This window comes from Pseudomonas sp. MM227, assembly GCF_947090715.1.
In the GTDB taxonomy this organism is placed as follows: Bacteria; Pseudomonadota; Gammaproteobacteria; order Pseudomonadales; family Pseudomonadaceae; genus Aquipseudomonas; species Aquipseudomonas baltica.
Map to the genome: position 1 here is coordinate 1,418,287 of NZ_OX352319.1, position 19,834 is coordinate 1,438,120.

Sequence of the window (19,834 nt, forward strand, 5' to 3'; positions counted from 1 at the left end):
CCGTGACCGGCTGCGAACGAGCGGTCACGGGGTTCGGCGTAGCGGCAATCAGCGCATGTCTGGCAGGCGCGCTTCGCTCTTCACTTCGCTCAGGGCAACGGCTTCGGCTGGCAGCACGACGCGGGTCTTGGCCAGCAGCTCACCCATGCTCGAGAGCACGCGGTACATCGAGTATTCCTCGGTGTAGCGCACTTCGGCGTAGCGGGTGTTGGCGGTGTACAGCTCGTTCTCGCTGTCGAGTACGTCGAGCAGGGTACGCTGGCCCAGGCCGAACTGGTCCTGGTAGGCCGCTCGCACGCGGGTGGTGGTTTCGGCGTATTCACGGGCGTACGGAATCTGCGTGCTGGCGTTTTTCATCGCGTTCCACGACAGCGCCATGTTCTCGTTCAACTGACGCAGGGCATTGTTGCGGATGTCCATGGCCTGGTTGATGCGATGTGCATCGCCCTGCAGACGAGCCTTGTCGCTGCCGCCACGGTACAGGTTGTAGCTCATGCTCACGCCGGCACGCCAGTCGGTGTTGTTGTGACCGCGCTCGCCCGAGAGGTTGTTGTTGGCACCGGTGGCCAGTTCAGCGTCGATCCGTGGGTAGAACGCGGACTTGGCGCCTGCGTACTGGCTTTCGGCAGCCTGTACGTCGGCTTGGGCCGATTTGAGGTACGGATTGTTTTCCATCATCGACTGGCGGGCGGCGTTCAGGTCGGCCGGCAGTTCGCCACGCATCGAAGGCAGGGGTTCCAGTTCGTCGGGCATGCGGCCCACGGCGCTGAAGAAGGCCGCTTCGGCATCGGCCAGGTTGACCTGAGCGGTGTTGTAGTTGTTCTCGGCCAGGGCGCGACGAGCACGCGACTGGTCGACGTCGGCGGTGCTGCCCACGCCGCGCTCGCTGCGCAGGCCGATCTGGTCGTTGACGCGCAGGTGCGCCTGCAGGTTGTTCTTGGCCAGGGTTACCAGTTCACGGTTGCGCAGTACGTCAAGGTACACCTGAACGGCGCGCAGGGCGAGGTCCTGGGCGGTAGCCTGCACATAGTAGGCACGCGACGTGGCGGTCGAGCGGGTCCGGCTGACTTCGCTGGAGGCGCTGGAGCCGTCGAACAGCATCTGGCGCAGGCGCAACTCGGACTGGGTGTAGTTCAGCGTTTCCTTGTTGTGATTGCCGCGTGCGCGGGTGTTCAGGTTGTCCGAACGCTCGCGACCGTAGCCTGCAACGAAATCGACGCTGGGGCGGTAGGCACCCTGGGCAATCTTCGTGTCCTCATCCGCGGCAAGGCGACTGTTGATGTTGGATGCCAACTCAGGGTGGTTATCCACGGTGCTCTGGATCGCCTCGGTGAGCGACATGGCTTGCGCGTGCGAGCACGCCATGGCCAACAAAATCGCGCTGCAGATGGGGGTGAAAACGCGCATTCGGGTGCTTCTCCGTGATGTGTGAAGTCGTGCAGACGCCAGAATGTTGGCGAATAACTCGTTTAAAAGTCCGTTTCGGGTTTGTAACAAGCGCAACCGAGGCGCCGAAAGCAGCGCGTTCAACGGAATTTTCACATGATATAGAGCAAAAAACACTTATGCCATCATTCGTTTCGATGATGGCAAATAGATTTCACTGCTCCTGAGGCGCGCGGTGTGAGCGGGGTTCGGCGATAAAGAAGGCGCAACGCCAGCGTTTTCGGGGGTCGCGGGGCATAGGCGAGAGAAGACGGAAAATTGCAGTCGGTTAGTGACGGAAAATTGTCACAGTGAATACGGGGTGTATCACCGTTGATCCATTCCGGGAGATGAGATTAGTCATTTGATTTCATTCAGGTTTTGTCGAGTGTCGACCGTTCGTCGACATCATTGCCCAACTGACGCTGACCCTTTAAGGCACTTGTCTTCAGACGAGCAATATAGACAGTCACTGCCAGTGCGATGCCCACGAGCAGCACACGCAGCCACGGCCAAGGCACCAGCCAGCAGGACACTGCGATGCTGACCCACGTGGAACCAATGGCCAGCACCTTGGCTTTGCGCGGAATGCCTTCGCCGCCCAAGTAGGCCTTGAGCAAAGGGCCGAGTTGCGGATGGCCGAGCAGCCACGCATGGAAGCGCGGCGAGCTTCGCGCGAAGCACGCTGCAGCGAGGAGCAGAAAGGGGGTAGTGGGCATCACCGGCAGGAAAATCCCAATGACACCGAGTGCAACGCTGATGCAGCCGATGCCCAGCAGCAGGTAACGCAGCCAGGCAGGCCGAGCCGGCCGCATGGCGCGAGACTTAGTGATGACGGGGCTTGAGGATGGCCGGTTTCTCGTCCGGAGCGTTGCACAGCAGGTAGAGGGCAGTGAGCGCTTCGGGGATCTGCACGATCATGTCGTCCATGAGATTGGCATCGGCGGCAATGTCGGAAAACTCCGGCTGCTCGTCGAACAGGCCGGAACCGACCATGATCGGCAGGAGCATCTCGCTGACTTCGTCTTCGGCGGTTTCGAACCAGGCGGCCTCGCGCAGGAATACCCCTTCCATGAAGCCGATGCACCAGCCGCGCAGGTCGGAATCATCCGGCTCGTCGCCCAGGTCGAGCTCGCAGGGCAGCTCGAATTCCTCGTCGCTGGCCAGTTGGCGCGCGATATGCGCCTTGAGCTGGATGAGGCTGCCTTCGATCTCTTCGCGCTGGGCATCGTCGCTGTAGTGCGGCGGCTCGGCGAACAAGGCGTCGATCCACTCGCGCTCGGGCACCTCTTCGGAGCAGATGGAGAGGGCGGTCAGGTAGCCATGGGCGGCGACGTAGTCCAGCGCCTCGTCATGCAGCTCATCGGCGTCGAGGAAGGCTTGCAGGCGGGTCAGTTGCTCGGCGAAGGACATTAACAGGTTACCTTGGAAGACTATGCGGATACTGAATTCTAGGCCTTGTTAGGCCCTGTGCGCCACCCAAGGGGTGAAATGGCAGGATGGGCGGGTGCTGCGCCGCGGTGCTGGCACTGGGGTATACTGCCGCGGTCTTTCGCTCAGGCCCCGAGTTCACGGGGCGGTAACCCCCGCTTACGCAAAGGCGGATGCGGCAAAAGCGCTTTTCATCCAGCCTGTGCGGCCCGGGTGGTTTTACGATTTCTGGAGTGACCCATGCTCGAACAGGCTCAACGCGTTCTTAAGGACATCTTCGGCTATGACAGCTTCCGCGGTCGCCAGGGTGCCATTATCGAGCGTGTGGCCCGCGGTGGCGATGCCTTGGTATTGATGCCCACCGGCGGTGGCAAATCGCTGTGTTTTCAAGTCCCGGCCTTGCTGCGCGACGGCCTGGCAGTGGTGGTTTCGCCGCTGATCGCCTTGATGGACGACCAGGTCGCCACCCTCGAGGAACTGGGCGTGGCGGCGGCGGCGCTGAACTCCACGCTCAGCTCCGATGAGCAGCGCGAGTTGGCCGCGCGCATCCGCCGGGGCGAAATCAAGATGCTGTACCTGGCGCCGGAGCGCCTGGTGCAGCCGCGCATGCTGGATTTCCTCCGCGGCCTGGACATAGGCCTGTTCGCCATCGACGAGGCCCACTGCGTTTCCCAATGGGGGCATGACTTCCGTCCCGAATACCTGCAGCTGGGCCAGTTGGCCGAACAGTTTCCCCAGGTGCCGCGAATCGCCCTGACCGCCACTGCCGACAAGCGCACGCGCGAGGAAATCGTCACCCGTCTGCACCTGCAGGACGCCGAGCGGTTCCTGTCCAGCTTCGACCGGCCCAACATCTTCTACCGCATCGTGCCCAAGGAAAGCCCGCGCAAACAGCTGCTGGCGTTCCTCACCGAGCGGCGCAGCGATGCCGGCATCGTTTACTGCCTGTCGCGCAAGAAAGTCGACGAAGTCGCCGCGTTCTTGTGCGAAAACAACTTTCCGGCGTTGCCGTACCACGCCGGTCTGCCTGCTGCGACGCGGGCCGCCAACCAGAAGCGCTTCCTAAACGAGGAAGGCCTGATCATGGTGGCCACCATCGCCTTCGGCATGGGCATCGACAAGCCCAACGTGCGTTTCGTCGCGCACCTGGACCTGCCCAAGTCGCTGGAAGCCTACTACCAGGAAACCGGCCGCGCCGGCCGCGATGGTCTGCCGGCAGACGCCTGGATGGCCTACGGGCTGCAGGATGTGCTGATGCTCAAGCAGATGCTGCAGAATTCCGAAGGTGACGAGCGCCACAAGCGCCTTGAACAGCACAAGCTCGACGCCATGCTGGCGCTGTGCGAAGAAACCCGCTGCCGCCGTCAATCGCTGCTGGCCTATTTCGACGAAGAGATGCCCAACCCCTGCGGTCACTGCGACAACTGCGTCGACGGCGTGCAGACCTGGGATGCCACCGAGCCAGCGCGCCAGGCGCTGTCGGCCATCTACCGCACCGGGCAACGCTACGGCGTCGGCCATCTGGTGGACGTGCTGCTGGGCAAGGACACCGAAAAGGTGCGCAGTTTCGGCCACGACAAACTGGCAGTGTTCGGTGTCGGCAAGGGCCGCTCGGAAGGCGAGTGGCGGTCGCTGTATCGCCAGGTGGTCGCGCGCGGTCTGGCCGATATCGACCTGGAGGGCTACGGCGGCCTGCGTTTGAGCGACAGCTGCCGACCGCTGCTGCGCGGCGAGGTGACGCTTGCGCTGCGCAAGGAAATCAAGCCGCAGACCTCTGCCCGCGGCAGCGGCTCGGCAAGCCCCGCCAGCCAGTTGGTGCGCGACGAGGAGCGTGAACAGTGGGAAGCACTGCGCACTCTGCGGCGCAACCTGGCGCAGGAACATGCGGTACCGCCCTACGTCATCTTCCCGGACTCGACCCTGCTCGAAATGCTCCGCAGCCAGCCGACCAGCATGGCCGATATGGGTCGGGTCAGTGGCGTAGGCGCTCGCAAGCTCGAGCGCTACGGTGAAGCGTTCCTGCAGGTACTGGCGGGCTCGGGCGGGGCAGAGGCGCCACGCGAGGTGGCCGATATCCGCCACGAGCTCATCAGCCTTGCCCGCGCAGGCATGACGCCGTTGCAGATCGCTGGCCAGTTACAGTGCAGTGAGAAGAATGTCTACAGCCTGCTGGCCGAAGCCATCGGCCAGCAGCAGCTGTCGCTGGAGCAGGCGCTGGATCTTCCCGAGGAACTGCTCAGTGAAATCCAGGACGCCTTTCTCGACGGCGAAGGGGAATTGCCAGGCGTCGCCGAGATTGCGGGGCAGTTCACCGGCCGTGTGCCCGAAGGCGTCCTGTATTGCATACGTGCGGCGTTGCAGTCCGAATTCGAGGTGTGAACGAGGCTGCCACTCGGCATGAGTCTTGCCTGTGGGCTAAGGTCATGATTAGCTGACTAATCATCAGCTCCGACCTTCACGCATGTGCTGCTTGTGCAAGGCTGTTTTTTCAAGAGAGATCTATGCCGTTAACTGATCAACATCGCTTCGGAATGCAGCTGGCGCACATGTCCCGTGGCTGGCGGGCCGAACTGGACCGTCGGCTGGCGGGCCTGGGATTGTCGCAGGCGCGCTGGCTGGTCCTGCTGCACCTGGCGCGGTTCGGCGAAGCGCCGACCCAGCGCGAGCTGGCGCAGAGCGTGGGCGTCGAGGGGCCGACCCTGGCACGCTTGCTGGACAGTCTCGAAGCCCAGGGCCTGGTCGAGCGCCAGGCCGTGGTCGAAGACCGTCGAGCCAAGAAGATCACGCTGTGCGCGCCCGCCCGGCCGCTCATCGAGCAGATCGAAACCATCGCCAACGCCTTGCGTGCCGAGCTGTTCATGGGGGTCGACGAAGAAGAACTGAGCACCGCCATGCGGGTACACAGCCGCATCCTGGCGAATCTGGAAAAGAAATCCTGAAGTCAACGGGCCGTCACCCGCTTGGAGCAAGTGGGCCGTACGGGCTATAAAGTTATTGGATGTCGGTCTTCAAGGGATTCCCATGCAAGTGCGTATACCGTCGCGTACCAGGTTTGCTTCACGTCGTCTGCTGGCATCGGTGTGGGCCATGGCGCTGTGCTATTCCACGGCCGCCTCCGCGCTGGGCCTTGGCGAGCTGACCCTGCGCTCATCGCTCAACCAGCCGTTTCGCGCCGATATCGCCTTGCTCGACACCGCAGGGCTGGAGCAGGACGACATCCGTGCCAGCCTGGCGACGGCCGAAGAGTTCGCCAGGGCGGGGGTGGAGCGCAGTTTCTTCCTCAACGACCTCAAGTTCTCGCCCGATTTCAGCGGCGGGCGCAAGGTCATTCATGTCAGCTCCAGCAAAGTGGTCACCGAGCCCTTCATGAGTTTCGTGATTCAGGTCGGCCGGCCGAATGGGCAGCTGCTGCGTGCCTTCACGGTATTGCTCGACCCGCCGGGGATGGGGCCGGGCCTCGCCGACCGCGCGCCGCAGCGCATCCAGCCAGTGCAGGCAAGTGCCCAGCCGCCCGCAGCAGCGCCGACCAAGCCCAAGGCCGCGACTGCCGCTGCGCCGACCGCCAGCGAGCCTGCGAAACAGGGGCCTGCCAGGGCCGCCGCGCAGGACGCTGCGCAACTGGCCGCCGCCGCCCTGGAAAACCAGCAACTGCAGAAGAGCTTCGACGAAGTGCAGGCGCGCTTGCAGAGCCTGGAGGCGCAGGTAGCCGACAAGGACAAGCAGGTCGCCCAACTGCAGGCACGCATGGCCGAGACGCCGGCGGCCGAGGCCGAGTCGCCCGTCGCTCCCGCAACGGCACCCGCTGCGCCTGCGGCAACGCCTGCGCCATCGCCCGCATCTGCCCCACCCGCAACGGTTGCCACGCCAGCACCGGCACCAGCGGAAGACGGCAGCGGCTGGTTGAACATCCTGGCCCTGGTTGCGGCACTGCTGCTGATCATTGCCCTGTTGCTGCTGTTGCGCCGCCAACGGCAGCGCAAGTCGGCCGCGCTGCAGGACGCGTTCGAACCGGTCGTCACCCAGCCGGTCCGCGCGATGCCGACCGCCAGCGTGCCGGCCACTGCGCAGGTGGCCGCCACGGCGCCGATGCGTGCCGAGCCTGCGCCGGTGGTACGCCGTGAAACGCCGACGGCCACTGACGCCCTCGACGGTGCGAGCATTTATATTGCCTACGGCCGCTTCAACGAAGCCCTGGGCATTCTGCGTGACGGGCTGGCCAAGCAGCCGGAACGTACCGACCTGCGTGTGCGCATGCTCGAAGTGCTGGGCCAGCAAGGCAATGCGAAGGGCTTCGCCGAGCAGGAAAGCCTGTTGCTGGCGGCAGGCTTCAGCGCCGCGACGCTGGCCGAGATGCGCAGCCGCTTCGCCAATCTCGAACCCGCGCCAGCAGCGTCAACGCCAACCGCTACCGCGGGTCTGTCACCGGCAGTGGCAGCGACTGCAGTGACGCTGGCGTCCACTGCAGCAGCCGCGGCGTCGGTGCAGCCCGCTCCGAAGCCTGAGCCCGAGCCGGACCCCGAGCCGGAATTCGAGCTGCCCGATCTCGACCTGGCAGCGCCTGAGCCATCAGCTCGGTCAACCCGCGGCGCGAGCAGGAAGACGAATTCCAGCTCAACCTCGACGACCTGTCCATGGACGCCGATTGGGCGTTGGTCAGCCCATTCGATGATGCGCCGTCGCCCAAAGGCAAGCCGGTGGTCGTCGAGACACCGCCCGAAGTCGAGATGGACCCGGCGTTCACCAGCAATCTGAACGAACTGCCGGAAGTCTTCGAGATGCCCGACGAGCAGTTCCTCAGCGACTTCGCCGATGTCGAGGACGAGCCGTTCCTCCAGCAGGACGAGGCCCCGGCCGGGAAGACTCAGGACGACATCGACAACGATTTCCTCGACAGCTTCATTGCCGATAGCGACCTGCCCGAGCTGGATGCTCTGACCGTCGATTTCGACGACCTGGAACTGCAGCACGCTTCGGCGGAGAAACTCGATCAGGCCCAGCAGTTGCTCGACGACGGCGATACCAGCGAAGCCAGCGTGCTCTTGCACGAACTGCTGCGCGAAGGCGATGACTCGTGCAAGCAGGCGGCCCGGCAGTTGCTGAATCGGATGGACGAAGCATGAGCCAAGCCATCGCATCCAAGCCTCAGGTGGTGATCACCTATTGCACACAGTGCCAATGGCTGCTGCGCGCCGCGTGGCTGGCCCAGGAGCTGCTCAGCACTTTTGGCGAGGACCTGGGGCAGGTGGCGTTGGCGCCCGCCAGTGGCGGTCGCTTTCTCATCACCTGCGACGGCGTGCAGGTTTGGGAGCGCAAGGCCGACGGTGGTTTCCCCGAGGCCAAGGTGCTCAAGCAGCGCATTCGTGACCTGATCGATCCCGAGCGCGACCTGGGCCATAACGAATCCAGAAGTCCGGCAGCCGAGTAAGCCTCTGCCGGCTCATGCTCAGTGTCGCCAGAACGCCGGCATGCACAGGATCAGCACGGTGATGATTTCCAGTCGGCCCAGCAGCATGCCCAGGGCCAGGATCCACTTCGCCGCATCGGGCAGCGTGGCGAAATTGCCGGCCGGCCCTATCACCTCGCCCAGCCCCGGCCCTACACCGGAAACCGTGCTGGCGGCACCGGTCAGGGCGGTCATCCAGTCCAGCCCCAGCAGTGACAATGCCAGGGCAATGATGCCGACGGTGAAGCCGAAGAAGAACGAGAACGTCAGGATCGACCGGACGATTTCCTCATCGAGGCGATGGCCGTTGTATTTCTGTTTGATCACCGCGCGCGGATGGATCAGCTGGTTGAGGTTGGACTTGAGCAGGATATAGGCCACCTGGAAGCGGAATATCTTGATCCCGCCCGCGGTCGAGCCCGAGCAGCCACCGATGAAGCCCAGATAGAAAAACAGCATCAGCGAGAAATTGCCCCACAGGCTGTAGTCGCCCAGGGCGAAGCCCGTGGTAGTCACCACCGAGGTGACGTTCAGGGCCACGTGACGAAAGGCCGTCCACCACGGCAGCTCGGTGGTGGCCCAGTACCAGGTACCCAGCACCAGCCAGGTGGCGATCAACAGAATCAGCATGCCCTGCACCTGCTGGTCGCGCAGCAGCGCCTGGCGGTTGCCGCGCAGGGTCGAGACGTAGAGCGCGAACGGCAGGCTGCCCAGAATCATCACCACGATGGCCACCCAGTGCACGGCCGGCTGCTGCCATTTGCCCAGAGACAGGTCGGACGTCGAGAAGCCGCCAGTGGAAATGGCCGACATCGCGTGGTTGACCGCGTCGAACGGGCTCATCCCTGCCAACCAGAACCCCAGGGTGCCCAGGGCGGTGAAGCCGACATACACCAGCACGATGTACTTGGCGACCATATGCGAGCGCGGCATGACTTTTTCGGAGCGATCGCTGGATTCGGTCTGGAACAGCCGCATGCCACCAATGCGTAACAGCGGCAGAATGGCCACGGCCATGCCGATGAAGCCGATGCCGCCCAGCCAGTGCAGCATCGAGCGCCACATGAGGATGCCCGGTGACATCTCGTCCAGATGACTGAGCACCGTGGAACCCGTGGCGGTAATGCCCGACATGCTTTCGAAAAAGGCGTCGGTGTAGCTGATGTGCTGAGTCAGCAGGAAGGGCAGGGCGGCGAACACGCACACCACCACCCAGCTGCTGACCGTGAGCAGGTACATGTCGCGCGGCCGCAGGTTGACGTTGTCGGGGCGGCCGGGCAGCACCAGCAGCAGGCCGGCGACGAAGGTGATCAGGCTGGCCCAGAGGAACGACTGGATGTCCTCGGTGCGTTCGAACACCACCAGCGTGCCCATGGGCACGACCATGCTCACGGCCAGGGTGATCAGGAAGATGCCGATAATGAAACCGATGATGCGCAGGGTCGGCAACGCCATGGGGTCAGCTCTGGCCATGAAGGAAAGGGCCGCCATTCTACCTGCGGGCCACAGCATGTAAACCCGGCAGGCGAAGGCCGCTTGGGTCTAGAATAGCGGCTTATCGTTCGACAGGAGGTTGCCCATGGAGGCGCTCGAGGTTTTGCTCAATCGTGTTTCAGCTCCCCGGCTCATGGCGCCCGCGCCGACGGCCGCGCAGCGTGAAGTGCTGTTCCAGGCCGCGCTGCGCGCGCCCGACCACGGCCAGCTGCGGCCATGGCGTTTTCTCACCGTCGAAGGGGAAGGCTTGCAGCAGCTCGGCGAAGTCCTGGCCGAGGCCACTGCGCTCAACCCCGAGGCTGGCGAAGCGGCGTTGGAAAAAGCCCGCAACATGCCGTTGCGCGCGCCCCTGGTGGTGGTAGTGATCGCCCGCTTGCAGGAGCATCGCAAGGTGCCGCAGAGCGAACAACTGCTGGCGGCTGGCTGCGCCGCCCATGGCATTCTGCTTGCCGCGAATGCTCAAGGGCTGGGTGGGGTATGGCGCACCGGCGAGCTGTCCTATGCGCCTTATGTGGCCGGCAAGCTGGGCCTGATCGAAGGCGAACAGATCATCGGCTTCCTGTACTTGGGCACGCCGGCGCGAGAGTTGCGCGAAGCGCCGGCGCTGGCTACCGCCGACTTCGTGCAAGCCTGGGGCGTCGAGGCCTGAAGCGTTAAGGCCCGAAACCAATGAGCGCGGCGGTCTAGGCCACTACCACCGGCACCGGCGGCAGGTCCAGGGTCGCGATCAAGCCGCCTTGGGGGTGGTTTTCCAGGTGCAGGCTGCCGCCATGTCGCTCGGCGGCGCGGCGCGCGATGGCCAGGCCCAGGCCATGACCAGCGGCGCTCTGCCCTGGCGCGCGAAAGAACGGCTCGCTCAGGCGCGCCAGGTGTTCCTCCGCCACGCCCGGACCGTGATCGCGAACGCTGATGCGCACGCGCCCTTCCACCTGTTGCGCCGACAGCACGACCGGCGCGGGCCCGGGGTTGAAGCGCAGGGCGTTGCGCAACAGGTTGTCCACGGCCCGTTCGATCATGGTCGGCCAGCCCTGCAGCGCAAGGTGCGCGGCAATGTCCAGTTCGATGGCCTGCTCCGGGACCGCGATCAAGGCATCCTTGCGTACGGCCTGCAGGAGTGATGGCAGGTCCACATCCTCGGCCGTGGCCTGTTCCGCGTCGACCCGCGCCAGCACCAGGATCTCGCTGATCAAGGCTTCAAGCCGATCGCATTCACGGGTCAGGCGCGGCCACAACAGGTCGCGCTGGGCGGGCTCGGCCCGTTCCGCCAAGGCCAGGGCGATGCGCAGCCGCGCCAGGGGCGAACGCAACTCGTGGGACACGTCGCGCAACAGCTGTCGCTGGCTGCCGATCAGGCTCTGCAGGCGCGCACCCATGCGGTTGAAGTCGCGGGCCAGCACGCCGAATTCGTCGCGACGACTGGCCAGCTGCGCCAGGCTGTTCTGCTGATAGGTGGTCTGCCCCAATTCGTGCACGGCACCGCGCAGCCTGCTCAATGGGCGCGTGATGGACAACGTCACCATCAGGCTGAACAGCGTCAGTACGACCAATGCGATCACCAGTGCGCTGATCGGCATGAGCAGGGAGTCGCGGTGCCACGAGTCGAGTTCGGGGTGCGGGATGCGGTAGATCAGCAAGTAGGTGTCGCCCGTGGTGGGGCTGGTGTAGTCCGCCGTCAGTCGGCGCCACGGCAGGTCGCGATCGGCTTCGTTGTGGCGCGCCTCGAAGGCTTCGGCGCGACGCGGGAAGGTCCCCGGTACCACGGCCTCGCCGGCTTCGTTGAGCACTTGAGTGTCTATGCGATAGCGGCGCTTGCGCTGCTCGAGCAGTTCCTGGGCCGCCTCGGCGCCTTTGCTTTCGTAACGCTCCACCCAATCCTGGGCGAAATGCTTCACCGCCGGGTGCCGACTGAGGATCCAGGTGTCCTGGTTCAACATGTGGCCCAGCAGCACCGAGAGGCCGGCTACCAGGGCGATGGCCAGCCAGAAGCTGGCCAGGATGCGCCAGAACAGTGAACGCAAGGCAAATTCCTCAATGAAAGAAGCCCGGTACGCATGCGCGGACCGGGCTGGGGGCTTGCGCCGATATTACTGGGTTTTCTTGCCTTGCTGGGCTTTCCAGGCCTGGAATTCGGCCCATTCGGCGCGGCGCTCGTCCTGCTTCTTTTTCATTTCGTCGAACTGCTTCTGCTGTTCGGGCTTGAGCACTGCACGTACGTCGGCCTGGGCCTTGTCGTGGTTGGCCTTGATTTCATCTTCCATGGCCTTGCGATCGGCCGCCGGCAGCTTGTCCAGGTACTTCTTGGTGATGTCGCGCTGCTGATGGCGTTCTTCGCCCATCAGTTTGCCCACCTGGGTGCGTTGCTCGTGGGTCAGGTCGAGCTGGGCGAATGGCTCGCCGCCACGGGGGCCTGGGCCGCCCTTGCCTGGGCCTGGGCCGAAACCGTCAGGGCCGCCCTGCGGCATGGCCAAGGCCAGGGTTGGCAGGGTAGCGGCGAACAGCATTGCGAGTGTGGTCTTGCGCATGGTGAATCTCCTGTCTGGTTCCCGGTGTTTACCGGATGTGCCCAGTCTATGGAGATCAAGGTCAGGCGCGGTCAATGCCGCGTAAGGCTTGTGTAAAGACATGACGCGGGTGGCATTTACAAACCAGGCCGTTCGCGCCGCACGCGGCGGCAGCTATTGCGCATAGAAATAGCCACGGCTGCGCAGGGCCATGATCCGCGGGCGTCCGTCGGCATGCGGGCCGATCTTCTTGCGCAGATTGCTGACGTGCATGTCGAGGCTGCGATCGTAGAGGGTAAGCTTGCGGCCCAGTGCGATCTGCGCCAGCTCCTGTTTCTCCAGGGGCTCGCCCGGCTGGCGCATGAGTGCCTCGAGCAGGCGGCTTTCGGACACCGTCAGGTTGATGTTGTGTTGATCGATGCTGACCACGCCGCGCGCCGGACTGAAGCACAGGTCGCCCAGCTCCATCTGCCCCGCCACGGCAACCGGGTGGCTGCGGCGCAGTACCGCGCGCAGGCGGGCGGTCAGTTCGCGCGGATCACAGGGTTTGGCCAGGTAGTCGTCGGCGCCCAGCTCCAGGCCCAGGATGCGATCCAGCGGTTCGCCCCGCGCCGAGAGCATCAGCACTGGCAACTCGGCGTGTTCGCTGCGCAGCTGCTTGAGCAGTTCCAGGCCGCTGCCGTCGGGCAGCATCACGTCGAGCACCACGGCCGCCGGTGCCAGCTCGGCCAAGGCCTTGCGTGCGCTGCTGCCATCGTGGCAGGCGCGGACCTGGAAACCTTCCTGGCTCAACCAGCTGTTCAGCAGTTCACACAGCTCGACGTCATCGTCGATCAGTAGCAGATCGCTCATCTAGACCTTCATTCGGGCGCAGGCAAAGTCTGCTTGAAGGGTTTGACCAGCACGTCCTTGTACACCCCGGCGGCAACGAACGGGTCGGCGCCGGCCCAGGCCTGGGCTTCGTCCAGGGACTCGAAGCGGGCCACGATGAGGCTGCCGCTGAAGCCGCTTTCGCCTGGGTCGTTGCTGTCGATGGCCGGGTGTGGCCCGGCCAGTACCAGTTGCCCGGCGGCTTCCAGCTGTTTCAGCCGTTCCAGGTGCTCGGGCCGTGCGGCCAGGCGCTTTTCCAGGGAGTTGGGCGTGTCGGTGGCAATGATGGCGTAGAGCATGTCAATCCTCGGTTTTAGGTGTTGTACGATCGGAATCATGCAGGTGACGGGACAGGTAGATACCTTGGCCCACCAGGAACAGCAAGGTCATGGCCAGGCTGCCGAACACTTTGAAGTCGACCCAGAACTGCTCGAAAGTGAAAGCCACGAACAGGTTGGCGGCGCCGCAGAACAGGAAGAAGACCACCCACGCAACGTTGAGTTTCGCCCAGATCGGGTCCGGCAGGGTCAGCGCATGGCCCATCATGCGCTTGATCAGCAGTTGCTTGCCGATGAAATGGCTGCCGGCGAACGCCAGGGCGAACAGCCAGTTGACCACAGGCGCCTTCCACTTGAGGAAGGTTTCGCTGTGGAAGGCCAGGGTCAGGCTGCCGAACACCAGGCAGGCGATCAAGGTCAGCCACTGGCCCTTTTCCAGCTTGCGCTGCTTGAGGAACAGCAGGCCATAGACGATCACCGAACTGGCGATGAGCACCTTGGTAGCACTGAAGATGCCGCCCAGTTCGAAGCTGTACCCCGCCAGGTCGACCATGTGCGGGTCGGTCTTGTAGACGATGAGGAACAGGAGCAGCGGGATGAAATCGATCAATTGTTTCACAATGGCAGCCAGAAGCAGGATGTGACGGCATAATAACAAACATCAATGACTGCGAAAGCGCCACTATGAATGTTGACCTGCACTGCCACAGCACCGCCTCCGATGGCGCCCTCGCGCCTGCCGTTCTGGTGCAGCGAGCGTTCGATCATGGCGTGCAGACCCTGGCCCTGACCGACCACGACACCCTGGAAGGCCTGCCAGAGGCCCGTGCGGCGGCCACAGCACTGAACATGCAGTGGGTCAGTGGTGTCGAAATGTCGTGCACCTGGGGCGGTGCGACCATCCACGTGCTCGGTTACAATTTCGCTCTGGATGCACCGCCGCTGGTGGCCGCGCTCGACAGCCTGCACCACGGTCGCTGGCTGCGTGCCGAGGAAATCGACCGACGCCTGGCGCTCAAGGGCATGCCGGGTGCGCTGGACGGTGCTCGGGCCATCCAGAAGGGTCTGGGCGACAGCGGCAATGCGCCGGCGCGCCCGCACTTCGCCGATTTCCTCGTGCAGCAGGGCCACGTCAAGGATCGCCAGGAAGCGTTCCGCAAGTGGCTGGGGGCGGGCAAGCTGGGTGACGTCAAGCAACACTGGCCCACCCTCGAGGACACCGTGCGCACATTGCGCGAGGCGAAGGCCTGGATCAGCCTGGCTCATCCACTGCACTACGATTTCACGCGCAGCAAGCGGCGCAAGCTGATCGGCGACTACATCCAGGCCGGTGGCCATGCGATCGAGGTGGTCAACGGCATGCAGGCCGCCGAACAGGTCGGCACGCTGTCCATCCTGGCCCGCGAATTCGGCTTGATGGTCAGTGGCGGCAGCGACTTCCACGGCCCGGGCACGTGGGGTGAAATCGGTGTCTATCGGCCATTGCCCGTCGACCTGCCGCCGTTGTCCGCGCGGTTCAAGCACGACCCGTCAACCTCCGCCTGAACAGGATGCCAACGTGAGTCAATTCTTTCAGATCCATCCGCAGAACCCGCAGCCGCGGCTGATCAAGCAAGCGGTCGAGATCATTCGCGGCGGTGGCATCGTGATCTACCCCACCGATTCTTCCTACGCCATCGGTTGCCAGATCGGCGACAAGAACGCCGTGGAACGGGTGCGTCGCCTGCGTCAGCTGGACGACAAGCACAATTTCGCGATCATCTGCTGCGACCTCTCGCAACTGGGGCTGTTCGCCAAGGTCGACACCGCGGCGTTTCGTCTGCTCAAGGCGCACACGCCGGGGCCCTACACCTTCATTCTGAGCGCCACCCGTGAAGTGCCGCGCCTGCTGCTGCATCCCAAGCGCCGGACCATCGGTTTGCGCGTGCCCAGCCATCCGATCGCCCTGGCCTTGCTGGAAGAGCTGGGTGAGCCGTTGATGAGCGTGAGCCTGATCATGCCCGGCGCCAAGGAGCCGCTCAGCGACCCTTACGAAATGCGCCAGTTGCTGGAAAAGCAGGTCGACCTGATCATCGACGGCGGTTTCGGCGGCACCGAGGCGTCCACCGTCATCAACCTCGCCGATGGCGATCCGCAAGTGGTGCGCGTGGGCTGTGGCGATCCGGCACCGTTCGCGGCCATGGCGTGAGTGATCTGAGCGCGGTCGACAATCCGCCGGCGAATCTCGCCCAGGGCTCGCCCGAGCAGCTGCAACTGGCGCTGGTCTACGGCCAGGCGTTCACCCAGATGCCGCAGGACCTGTACATCCCGCCGGATGCGCTGGAGGTGTTCCTCGAAGCGTTCGAAGGCCCGCTCGACCTGCTGCTGTACCTGATCCGCAAGCAGAACATCGACATCCTCGACATCCCCGTGGCGGAGATCACCCGTCAGTACATGGGCTACGTCGAGCTGATGAAAACCGTACGCCTGGAGTTGGCCGCCGAATATCTGGTGATGGCCGCCATGCTTGCGGAGATCAAATCGCGCATGCTGTTGCCGCGCAGCGCCGTGGTCGAGGATGACGAGCACGACCCGCAGGCCGAGCTGATTCGCCGCCTGCAGGAATACGAGCGCTTCAAGGCCGCCGCCGAAGGTATCGATACCCTCAAGCGGGTAGGCCGTGACCTCTACGTGCCCAGGCTCGATGCACCTCAGGCCAAGGTACGCAAGCTGCTGCCCGAGGTCAGCCTGGAAGAGCTGCTGATGTCGATGGCCGACGTGTTACGGCGCAGCGACATGTTCGAAAGCCATCAGGTCAGCCGCGAGGCCCTGTCGACCCGCGAACGCATGAGCCAGGTGCTCGAACGCCTGCGCGGCGGTGGCTTCGTGCCTTTCGTCAAGCTGTTCGGTGCCGAGGAGGGCAAGCTGGGCGTGGTGGTCACCTTCATGGCCATTCTCGAACTGGTCAAGGAGCAGTTGATCGAACTGGTGCAGAATGACGCCTTTGCCGCTATCCATGTGCGCGCCCGAGCCGAACAATGAATCTGACTGACCCGCGCGATCTGGCGCCACTGCTCGAAGCCTTTCTGCTGGCCTCCGGAAAGCCGCAGTCTCTGGAACGCCTCCATGAGCTGTTCGAGGAAGCCGAGCGGCCGGAGCCGGCGGTGTTCAAGAAGGCCCTGGAGGTGCTGGGCAAGTCCTGCGAAAAGCGCGCGTTCGAGTTGGTGGAGGTCGCCTCGGGCTACCGCTTGCAGATCCGCGAAAGATACGCGCCCTGGGTGGGTCGATTGTGGGAAGAACGCCCGCAGCGCTACTCCCGCGCGTTGCTGGAAACCATGGCGTTGATCGCCTATCGCCAGCCCATCACCCGTGGCGAGATCGAAGACGTGCGTGGCGTGGCGGTCAACAGCAATATCGTCAAGACGCTGGTGGAACGCGAGTGGATCCGCGTGGTGGGCTATCGCGACGTGCCGGGCCGGCCGGCGATGTTCGCCACCACCAAGGCGTTTCTCGACCATTTCAACCTCAAGAGCCTCGATGAGCTGCCCCCATTGGCAGTGCTGCGCGAGATGGAACCCGAAACCATCCTCGAAGACCACGACGACGATGCGCCAGTGCCTGCTCATCTGCAGGCGCTGGCCGATGCCAGCGCCGAGGGCGAAGCCCCGGCCAAGGACGAGACCAGCTTTCGATCGTTGCTGGTGGAGCTTGATTCCATGGAACAGGGCCTCAAGATCGACTTCGACGACCTGCTCCAGAACCCCGCGCCGACCGACGACGACCGCTGATTGCAAGGCAGACCTGCGGGAGCGGGCTCTGCCCGCGAAAAGGGCGGCGCGGTGGGTCAGGTGGACCGCATCGAGGCTTTCGCGGCCACTGACCGCTCCTACGAGGGAGGGGGTGAACATGCTCTGCCAAGGTGCGCCCTTGGCCTGTGTGCTGCGTCCGGCAGCCGCCATACCGTACGCTTCCTGCGTTTGCCAGATGCACCAATGCGGGCACGTACTGCCCTCCTGTGGAGCATTTAATTCATTAAAATTAGTTCTTGAAGTATTTGATCCTTAGCCCTAGTCTCGTTCTCGACAGGCCTGCGCAAGCACCCAGGCCGCCATTGGCACTGACGTGAATCGGGAGCTGGACATGAGCGTGAAATTACTTTTGAGCATGGCTGTGGCCACTGCGTTTTCGGCCTCGGCACTGGCTGCCGATTGGACCGTCGGTGCCAACGTGGGCAATGTGCCCTGGGAGTTCCAGGACGCCAAGGGCGACATCGTCGGCTTTGAAGTCGACGTGGTGAAGGAAGTCGCCAAGCGCGCCGGCAAGACCGTGGAGTTCGTCAACATCCCGTTCAATGGCCTGTTCAGCGCCGTGCAGTCCAAGCGCGCCGACATCGCCATTTCTTCCATCACCATCACGCCCAAGCGTCTGGAATCGGTAGGGTTCGCGCAGCCGTACTACGACAGCGACCAGTCGCTGTCGGTGCTGACCAAGTCCGGCATCAAGGGCCTGGATGACATGAGCGGCAAAGTGGTCGGCGTCGACACCGGTTCGACCGGGGACATGTGGGCCGCCAAGCATCAGGGTGAGTACAAGTTCAAGGACATCTCGCGCTACGAAGGTCTGTCGCCGGCCATGCTCGACCTGGCGTCCGGGCGCATGGATGGCTACATCAGCGACATTCCGGCCGTGCTCTATTACATCAAGGACAAGCCACAGTATGCCGTGGTCGCGCGCATTCCCACCGGCGAGAAATACTCGCTGATGCACGCCAAGGGCTGGGCCGAAGGCGCGCGAGTGAACACGATCATCAGCGAGATGAAAAAAGACGGGGTGATCGCCGACCTGCACAAGAAGTGGTTCGGTGCGGCCGCCGCAGACGACTCCAGCACCGTGAAAGTCGTCGACGTTCCGCAATAAGCACCGCGCTTCGGCCCGCCCGCTACCGGCCCACGACCAAGGTAACCGTTCATGGAGTTGCTACAGACTTTCTTCAACTGGGACGTGTTCGTCGACGCGCTGCCTTTGATGCTGCGCGGCCTTGGCGTGACCATATTGCTCGGCGTGGTGAGTATCGTGCTGGGCCTGGCCGGCGGTCTGCTGCTGGCCATGCTCAGATTGTACGGCTACACCCCCGTGCGCTGGCTGGCACGGGTGTACATCGATGTGCTGCGGTCCATACCGCTGCTGGTCCTGCTGGTGTTGATCTACTATGCATTGCCCTTCGTCGGCATCCGCCTGTCGTCCTTCGCTGCTGCCACGGCCGCGCTGTCCCTGGTGTCGTGCGCCTATTCGGCGGAGATCTTCCGTTCCGGCATCGAGGCTATCCCCAAGGGTCAGTTCGAGGCGGCGGCTTCCCAGGGCATGAGCTTCTTCAACACCATGCGCGACGTGATCCTGCCCCAGGCCATGCGCATCGTCTTGCCGCCCATGACCAGCAACTGCATCAACGTCATGAAGGACACGGCACTGGCGTCAGTGGTCGCCATGCCCGACCTGCTCAAGCAGGCCACCCAGGCCCAGGCGCTGTCGGCCAATCCAACGCCGCTGGTGGGGGCGGCGATCATGTACCTGTTGTTGCTGCTGCCACTGGTGCAGATGGTCAGCTGGGTAGAGCGTCGCAACGGCAGCGGAGGCAAGCGCGCATGAGCAACGTCATCGAAATCGAACGACTGGACAAGTTCTACGGGCCATTCCAGGCCCTCAGCGACATCAACCTGACCGTCGCCCAGGGCGAAGTGGTGGTGATCCTGGGGCCTTCGGGGTCGGGCAAGTCCACCCTGATTCGCTGCATCAACCTGCTCGAGCCCTACCAGGGTGGCGACATCCGGGTGTCCGGGCAGCGCGTGGAAACCGGCCCCAAGCTTGCCGGCATCCGCTGCGAAGTGGGCATGGTGTTTCAGAACTTCAATCTCTACCCCCACCTCACCGTGCTCGCCAACGTGGCCCTGGCGCCGGTGCGCGTGCGCGGCATGAACCGACGTGATGCCCAGGAGCGCGCGCGGCTGTTGCTGGAAAAGGTCGGCATGTCCGCGCATGCCGACAAGTACCCCAGCCAACTGTCCGGGGGTCAGCAGCAACGGGTCGCGATCGCCCGGACCATGGCCATGGAGCCACGGGTGATCCTGTTCGACGAGCCGACCTCGGCGCTGGACCCGGAAATGGTCGGCGAAGTACTCGACGTGATGCAGAACCTGGCCCGTTCCGGGGTGACCATGATCGTGGTGACCCACGAGATGGGCTTCGCGCGCAAGGTCGCCGACCGGGTGATCTTCATGGAAACCGGTCGCATCATCGAACAGAACCATCCCCAGGCCTTCTTCACCGCGCCCCAGGAACCCCGTACCCAGGCATTCCTGCAGGCCATCCTGCACCACTGACAGGCTCTACCCCTAACAAGCAAACGGGAGACTCAC

22 protein-coding genes are annotated in these 19,834 nt (G+C 63.9%); 13 read left to right on the top strand and 9 right to left on the bottom strand.

Going from position 1 to position 19,834, the window contains the following annotated elements; genetic code table 11:
* Positions 1-48 precede the first annotated feature (48 nt).
* The 3 genes from ONG87_RS06490 to ONG87_RS06500 all read right to left on the bottom strand — a co-directional run bounded on the left by ONG87_RS06490 (position 49) and on the right by ONG87_RS06500 (position 2,838).
* The gene (locus ONG87_RS06490; RefSeq protein WP_192057525.1) at positions 49-1,407 is read right to left on the bottom strand and encodes a TolC family outer membrane protein; all 1,359 of its coding nucleotides are present in this window, start codon (positions 1,405-1,407) and stop codon (positions 49-51) included.
* Between the two features lie 392 nt (positions 1,408-1,799).
* The gene (locus ONG87_RS06495) at positions 1,800-2,240 is read right to left on the bottom strand and encodes a YbaN family protein (protein ID WP_264382467.1); all 441 of its coding nucleotides are present in this window, start codon (positions 2,238-2,240) and stop codon (positions 1,800-1,802) included.
* Between the two features lie 10 nt (positions 2,241-2,250).
* Positions 2,251-2,838 (bottom strand): YecA family protein, encoded by a 588-nt coding sequence (locus tag ONG87_RS06500; protein WP_264382468.1) that lies wholly within the window; start codon positions 2,836-2,838, stop codon positions 2,251-2,253.
* 258 nt (positions 2,839-3,096) lie between these two features.
* Here ONG87_RS06500 and recQ point away from each other — a divergent pair, with 258 nt between their 5' ends.
* The 5 genes from recQ to ONG87_RS06525 all read left to right on the top strand — a co-directional run bounded on the left by recQ (position 3,097) and on the right by ONG87_RS06525 (position 8,281).
* A complete protein-coding gene (gene recQ / locus ONG87_RS06505) occupies positions 3,097-5,235 on the top strand; it encodes a DNA helicase RecQ (RefSeq protein WP_264382469.1) in 2,139 nt (712 codons plus the stop codon).
* Positions 5,236-5,357: 122 nt separating this feature from the next.
* On the top strand, positions 5,358-5,795 hold the full coding sequence (locus ONG87_RS06510; protein WP_185793860.1) for a MarR family transcriptional regulator: 438 nt from the start codon (positions 5,358-5,360) through the stop codon (positions 5,793-5,795).
* Between the two features lie 82 nt (positions 5,796-5,877).
* On the top strand, positions 5,878-7,608 hold the full coding sequence (locus ONG87_RS06515; protein WP_264382470.1) for a FimV family protein: 1,731 nt from the start codon (positions 5,878-5,880) through the stop codon (positions 7,606-7,608).
* Complete coding sequence (locus ONG87_RS06520) at positions 7,551-7,976, top strand: FimV/HubP family polar landmark protein (protein ID WP_264382471.1); 426 nt, start codon at positions 7,551-7,553, stop codon at positions 7,974-7,976. The genes ONG87_RS06515 and ONG87_RS06520 overlap by 58 nt, the downstream gene beginning before the upstream one ends.
* Positions 7,973-8,281: a SelT/SelW/SelH family protein gene (locus ONG87_RS06525; RefSeq protein ID WP_264382472.1), complete on the top strand. Its 309-nt coding sequence runs from the start codon at positions 7,973-7,975 to the stop codon at positions 8,279-8,281. The genes ONG87_RS06520 and ONG87_RS06525 overlap by 4 nt, the downstream gene beginning before the upstream one ends.
* Positions 8,282-8,299: 18 nt before the next feature.
* Here ONG87_RS06525 and ONG87_RS06530 read toward each other — a convergent pair whose 3' ends face one another.
* Complete coding sequence (locus tag ONG87_RS06530) at positions 8,300-9,754, bottom strand: TrkH family potassium uptake protein (RefSeq protein ID WP_185793857.1); 1,455 nt, start codon at positions 9,752-9,754, stop codon at positions 8,300-8,302.
* Between the two features lie 124 nt (positions 9,755-9,878).
* Between ONG87_RS06530 and ONG87_RS06535 the strand changes: the two genes are divergently transcribed.
* The gene (locus tag ONG87_RS06535; protein ID WP_122713169.1) at positions 9,879-10,442 is read left to right on the top strand and encodes an NAD(P)H nitroreductase; all 564 of its coding nucleotides are present in this window, start codon (positions 9,879-9,881) and stop codon (positions 10,440-10,442) included.
* Between the two features lie 34 nt (positions 10,443-10,476).
* Here the strand turns inward: ONG87_RS06535 and ONG87_RS06540 are convergent, their stop codons facing one another.
* From ONG87_RS06540 to ONG87_RS06560, 5 genes are all read right to left on the bottom strand, one after another.
* Positions 10,477-11,811, bottom strand: coding sequence for a cell wall metabolism sensor histidine kinase WalK (locus ONG87_RS06540; protein ID WP_264382473.1), 1,335 nt, complete (start codon positions 11,809-11,811; stop codon positions 10,477-10,479).
* A 66-nt stretch (positions 11,812-11,877) separates the two neighbouring features.
* Positions 11,878-12,315, bottom strand: coding sequence for a Spy/CpxP family protein refolding chaperone (locus ONG87_RS06545; protein WP_264382474.1), 438 nt, complete (start codon positions 12,313-12,315; stop codon positions 11,878-11,880).
* Between the two features lie 153 nt (positions 12,316-12,468).
* Positions 12,469-13,146 carry a response regulator transcription factor gene (locus tag ONG87_RS06550; protein WP_264382475.1) on the bottom strand — a complete coding sequence of 226 codons (678 nt, stop codon included), beginning with the start codon at positions 13,144-13,146 and terminating at the stop codon, positions 12,469-12,471.
* 8 nt (positions 13,147-13,154) lie between these two features.
* Entirely contained in the window at positions 13,155-13,463 is a 309-nt protein-coding gene (locus ONG87_RS06555) for a YciI family protein (RefSeq protein WP_122479170.1), read from the bottom strand.
* A 1-nt stretch (position 13,464) separates the two neighbouring features.
* Complete coding sequence (locus ONG87_RS06560) at positions 13,465-14,061, bottom strand: septation protein A (RefSeq protein ID WP_122479169.1); 597 nt, start codon at positions 14,059-14,061, stop codon at positions 13,465-13,467.
* 65 nt (positions 14,062-14,126) lie between these two features.
* Here ONG87_RS06560 and ONG87_RS06565 point away from each other — a divergent pair, with 65 nt between their 5' ends.
* The 7 genes from ONG87_RS06565 (at position 14,127) to ONG87_RS06595 (ending at position 19,798) form a co-directional block, all read left to right on the top strand.
* A complete protein-coding gene (locus tag ONG87_RS06565; protein WP_122479168.1) occupies positions 14,127-14,987 on the top strand; it encodes a PHP domain-containing protein in 861 nt (286 codons plus the stop codon).
* 13 nt (positions 14,988-15,000) lie between these two features.
* Positions 15,001-15,630, top strand: coding sequence for an L-threonylcarbamoyladenylate synthase (locus ONG87_RS06570; protein ID WP_122479167.1), 630 nt, complete (start codon positions 15,001-15,003; stop codon positions 15,628-15,630).
* A 131-nt stretch (positions 15,631-15,761) separates the two neighbouring features.
* Complete coding sequence (locus ONG87_RS06575; RefSeq protein WP_264382833.1) at positions 15,762-16,463, top strand: ScpA family protein; 702 nt, start codon at positions 15,762-15,764, stop codon at positions 16,461-16,463.
* Positions 16,460-17,209, top strand: a complete 750-nt coding sequence (scpB, locus tag ONG87_RS06580; RefSeq protein ID WP_192053919.1) for an SMC-Scp complex subunit ScpB — start codon at positions 16,460-16,462, stop codon at positions 17,207-17,209. Before ONG87_RS06575 ends, scpB begins: the two co-directional genes overlap by 4 nt.
* 352 nt (positions 17,210-17,561) lie before the next feature.
* Positions 17,562-18,338, top strand: a complete 777-nt coding sequence (locus ONG87_RS06585) for a transporter substrate-binding domain-containing protein (RefSeq protein ID WP_185793854.1) — start codon at positions 17,562-17,564, stop codon at positions 18,336-18,338.
* Between the two features lie 51 nt (positions 18,339-18,389).
* Entirely contained in the window at positions 18,390-19,067 is a 678-nt protein-coding gene (locus ONG87_RS06590) for an amino acid ABC transporter permease (RefSeq protein ID WP_192103848.1), read from the top strand.
* Positions 19,064-19,798, top strand: a complete 735-nt coding sequence (locus ONG87_RS06595) for an amino acid ABC transporter ATP-binding protein (protein ID WP_122479163.1) — start codon at positions 19,064-19,066, stop codon at positions 19,796-19,798. The genes ONG87_RS06590 and ONG87_RS06595 overlap by 4 nt, the downstream gene beginning before the upstream one ends.
* The last annotated feature ends 36 nt before the right edge of the window (positions 19,799-19,834 follow it).

What these genes read in the sequence shown, in the direction of transcription:
- ONG87_RS06495 (WP_264382467.1), bottom strand. Translation starts at nt 2,240, where the DNA reads ATGCGGCCGGCTCGGCCTGCCTGGCTGCGTTACCTGCTGCTGGGCATC.
- ONG87_RS06590 (WP_192103848.1), top strand. Translation starts at nt 18,390, where the DNA reads ATGGAGTTGCTACAGACTTTCTTCAACTGGGACGTGTTCGTCGACGCG.
- scpB (WP_192053919.1), top strand. Translation starts at nt 16,460, where the DNA reads ATGAATCTGACTGACCCGCGCGATCTGGCGCCACTGCTCGAAGCCTTT.
- recQ (WP_264382469.1), top strand. Translation starts at nt 3,097, where the DNA reads ATGCTCGAACAGGCTCAACGCGTTCTTAAGGACATCTTCGGCTATGAC.
- ONG87_RS06565 (WP_122479168.1), top strand. Translation starts at nt 14,127, where the DNA reads ATGAATGTTGACCTGCACTGCCACAGCACCGCCTCCGATGGCGCCCTC.
- ONG87_RS06490 (WP_192057525.1), bottom strand. Translation starts at nt 1,407, where the DNA reads ATGCGCGTTTTCACCCCCATCTGCAGCGCGATTTTGTTGGCCATGGCG.
- ONG87_RS06510 (WP_185793860.1), top strand. Translation starts at nt 5,358, where the DNA reads ATGCCGTTAACTGATCAACATCGCTTCGGAATGCAGCTGGCGCACATG.
- ONG87_RS06545 (WP_264382474.1), bottom strand. Translation starts at nt 12,315, where the DNA reads ATGCGCAAGACCACACTCGCAATGCTGTTCGCCGCTACCCTGCCAACC.
- ONG87_RS06595 (WP_122479163.1), top strand. Translation starts at nt 19,064, where the DNA reads ATGAGCAACGTCATCGAAATCGAACGACTGGACAAGTTCTACGGGCCA.
- ONG87_RS06555 (WP_122479170.1), bottom strand. Translation starts at nt 13,463, where the DNA reads ATGCTCTACGCCATCATTGCCACCGACACGCCCAACTCCCTGGAAAAG.
- ONG87_RS06530 (WP_185793857.1), bottom strand. Translation starts at nt 9,754, where the DNA reads ATGGCGTTGCCGACCCTGCGCATCATCGGTTTCATTATCGGCATCTTC.
- ONG87_RS06535 (WP_122713169.1), top strand. Translation starts at nt 9,879, where the DNA reads ATGGAGGCGCTCGAGGTTTTGCTCAATCGTGTTTCAGCTCCCCGGCTC.
- ONG87_RS06525 (WP_264382472.1), top strand. Translation starts at nt 7,973, where the DNA reads ATGAGCCAAGCCATCGCATCCAAGCCTCAGGTGGTGATCACCTATTGC.
- ONG87_RS06515 (WP_264382470.1), top strand. Translation starts at nt 5,878, where the DNA reads ATGCAAGTGCGTATACCGTCGCGTACCAGGTTTGCTTCACGTCGTCTG.
- ONG87_RS06500 (WP_264382468.1), bottom strand. Translation starts at nt 2,838, where the DNA reads ATGTCCTTCGCCGAGCAACTGACCCGCCTGCAAGCCTTCCTCGACGCC.
- ONG87_RS06550 (WP_264382475.1), bottom strand. Translation starts at nt 13,146, where the DNA reads ATGAGCGATCTGCTACTGATCGACGATGACGTCGAGCTGTGTGAACTG.
- ONG87_RS06585 (WP_185793854.1), top strand. Translation starts at nt 17,562, where the DNA reads ATGAGCGTGAAATTACTTTTGAGCATGGCTGTGGCCACTGCGTTTTCG.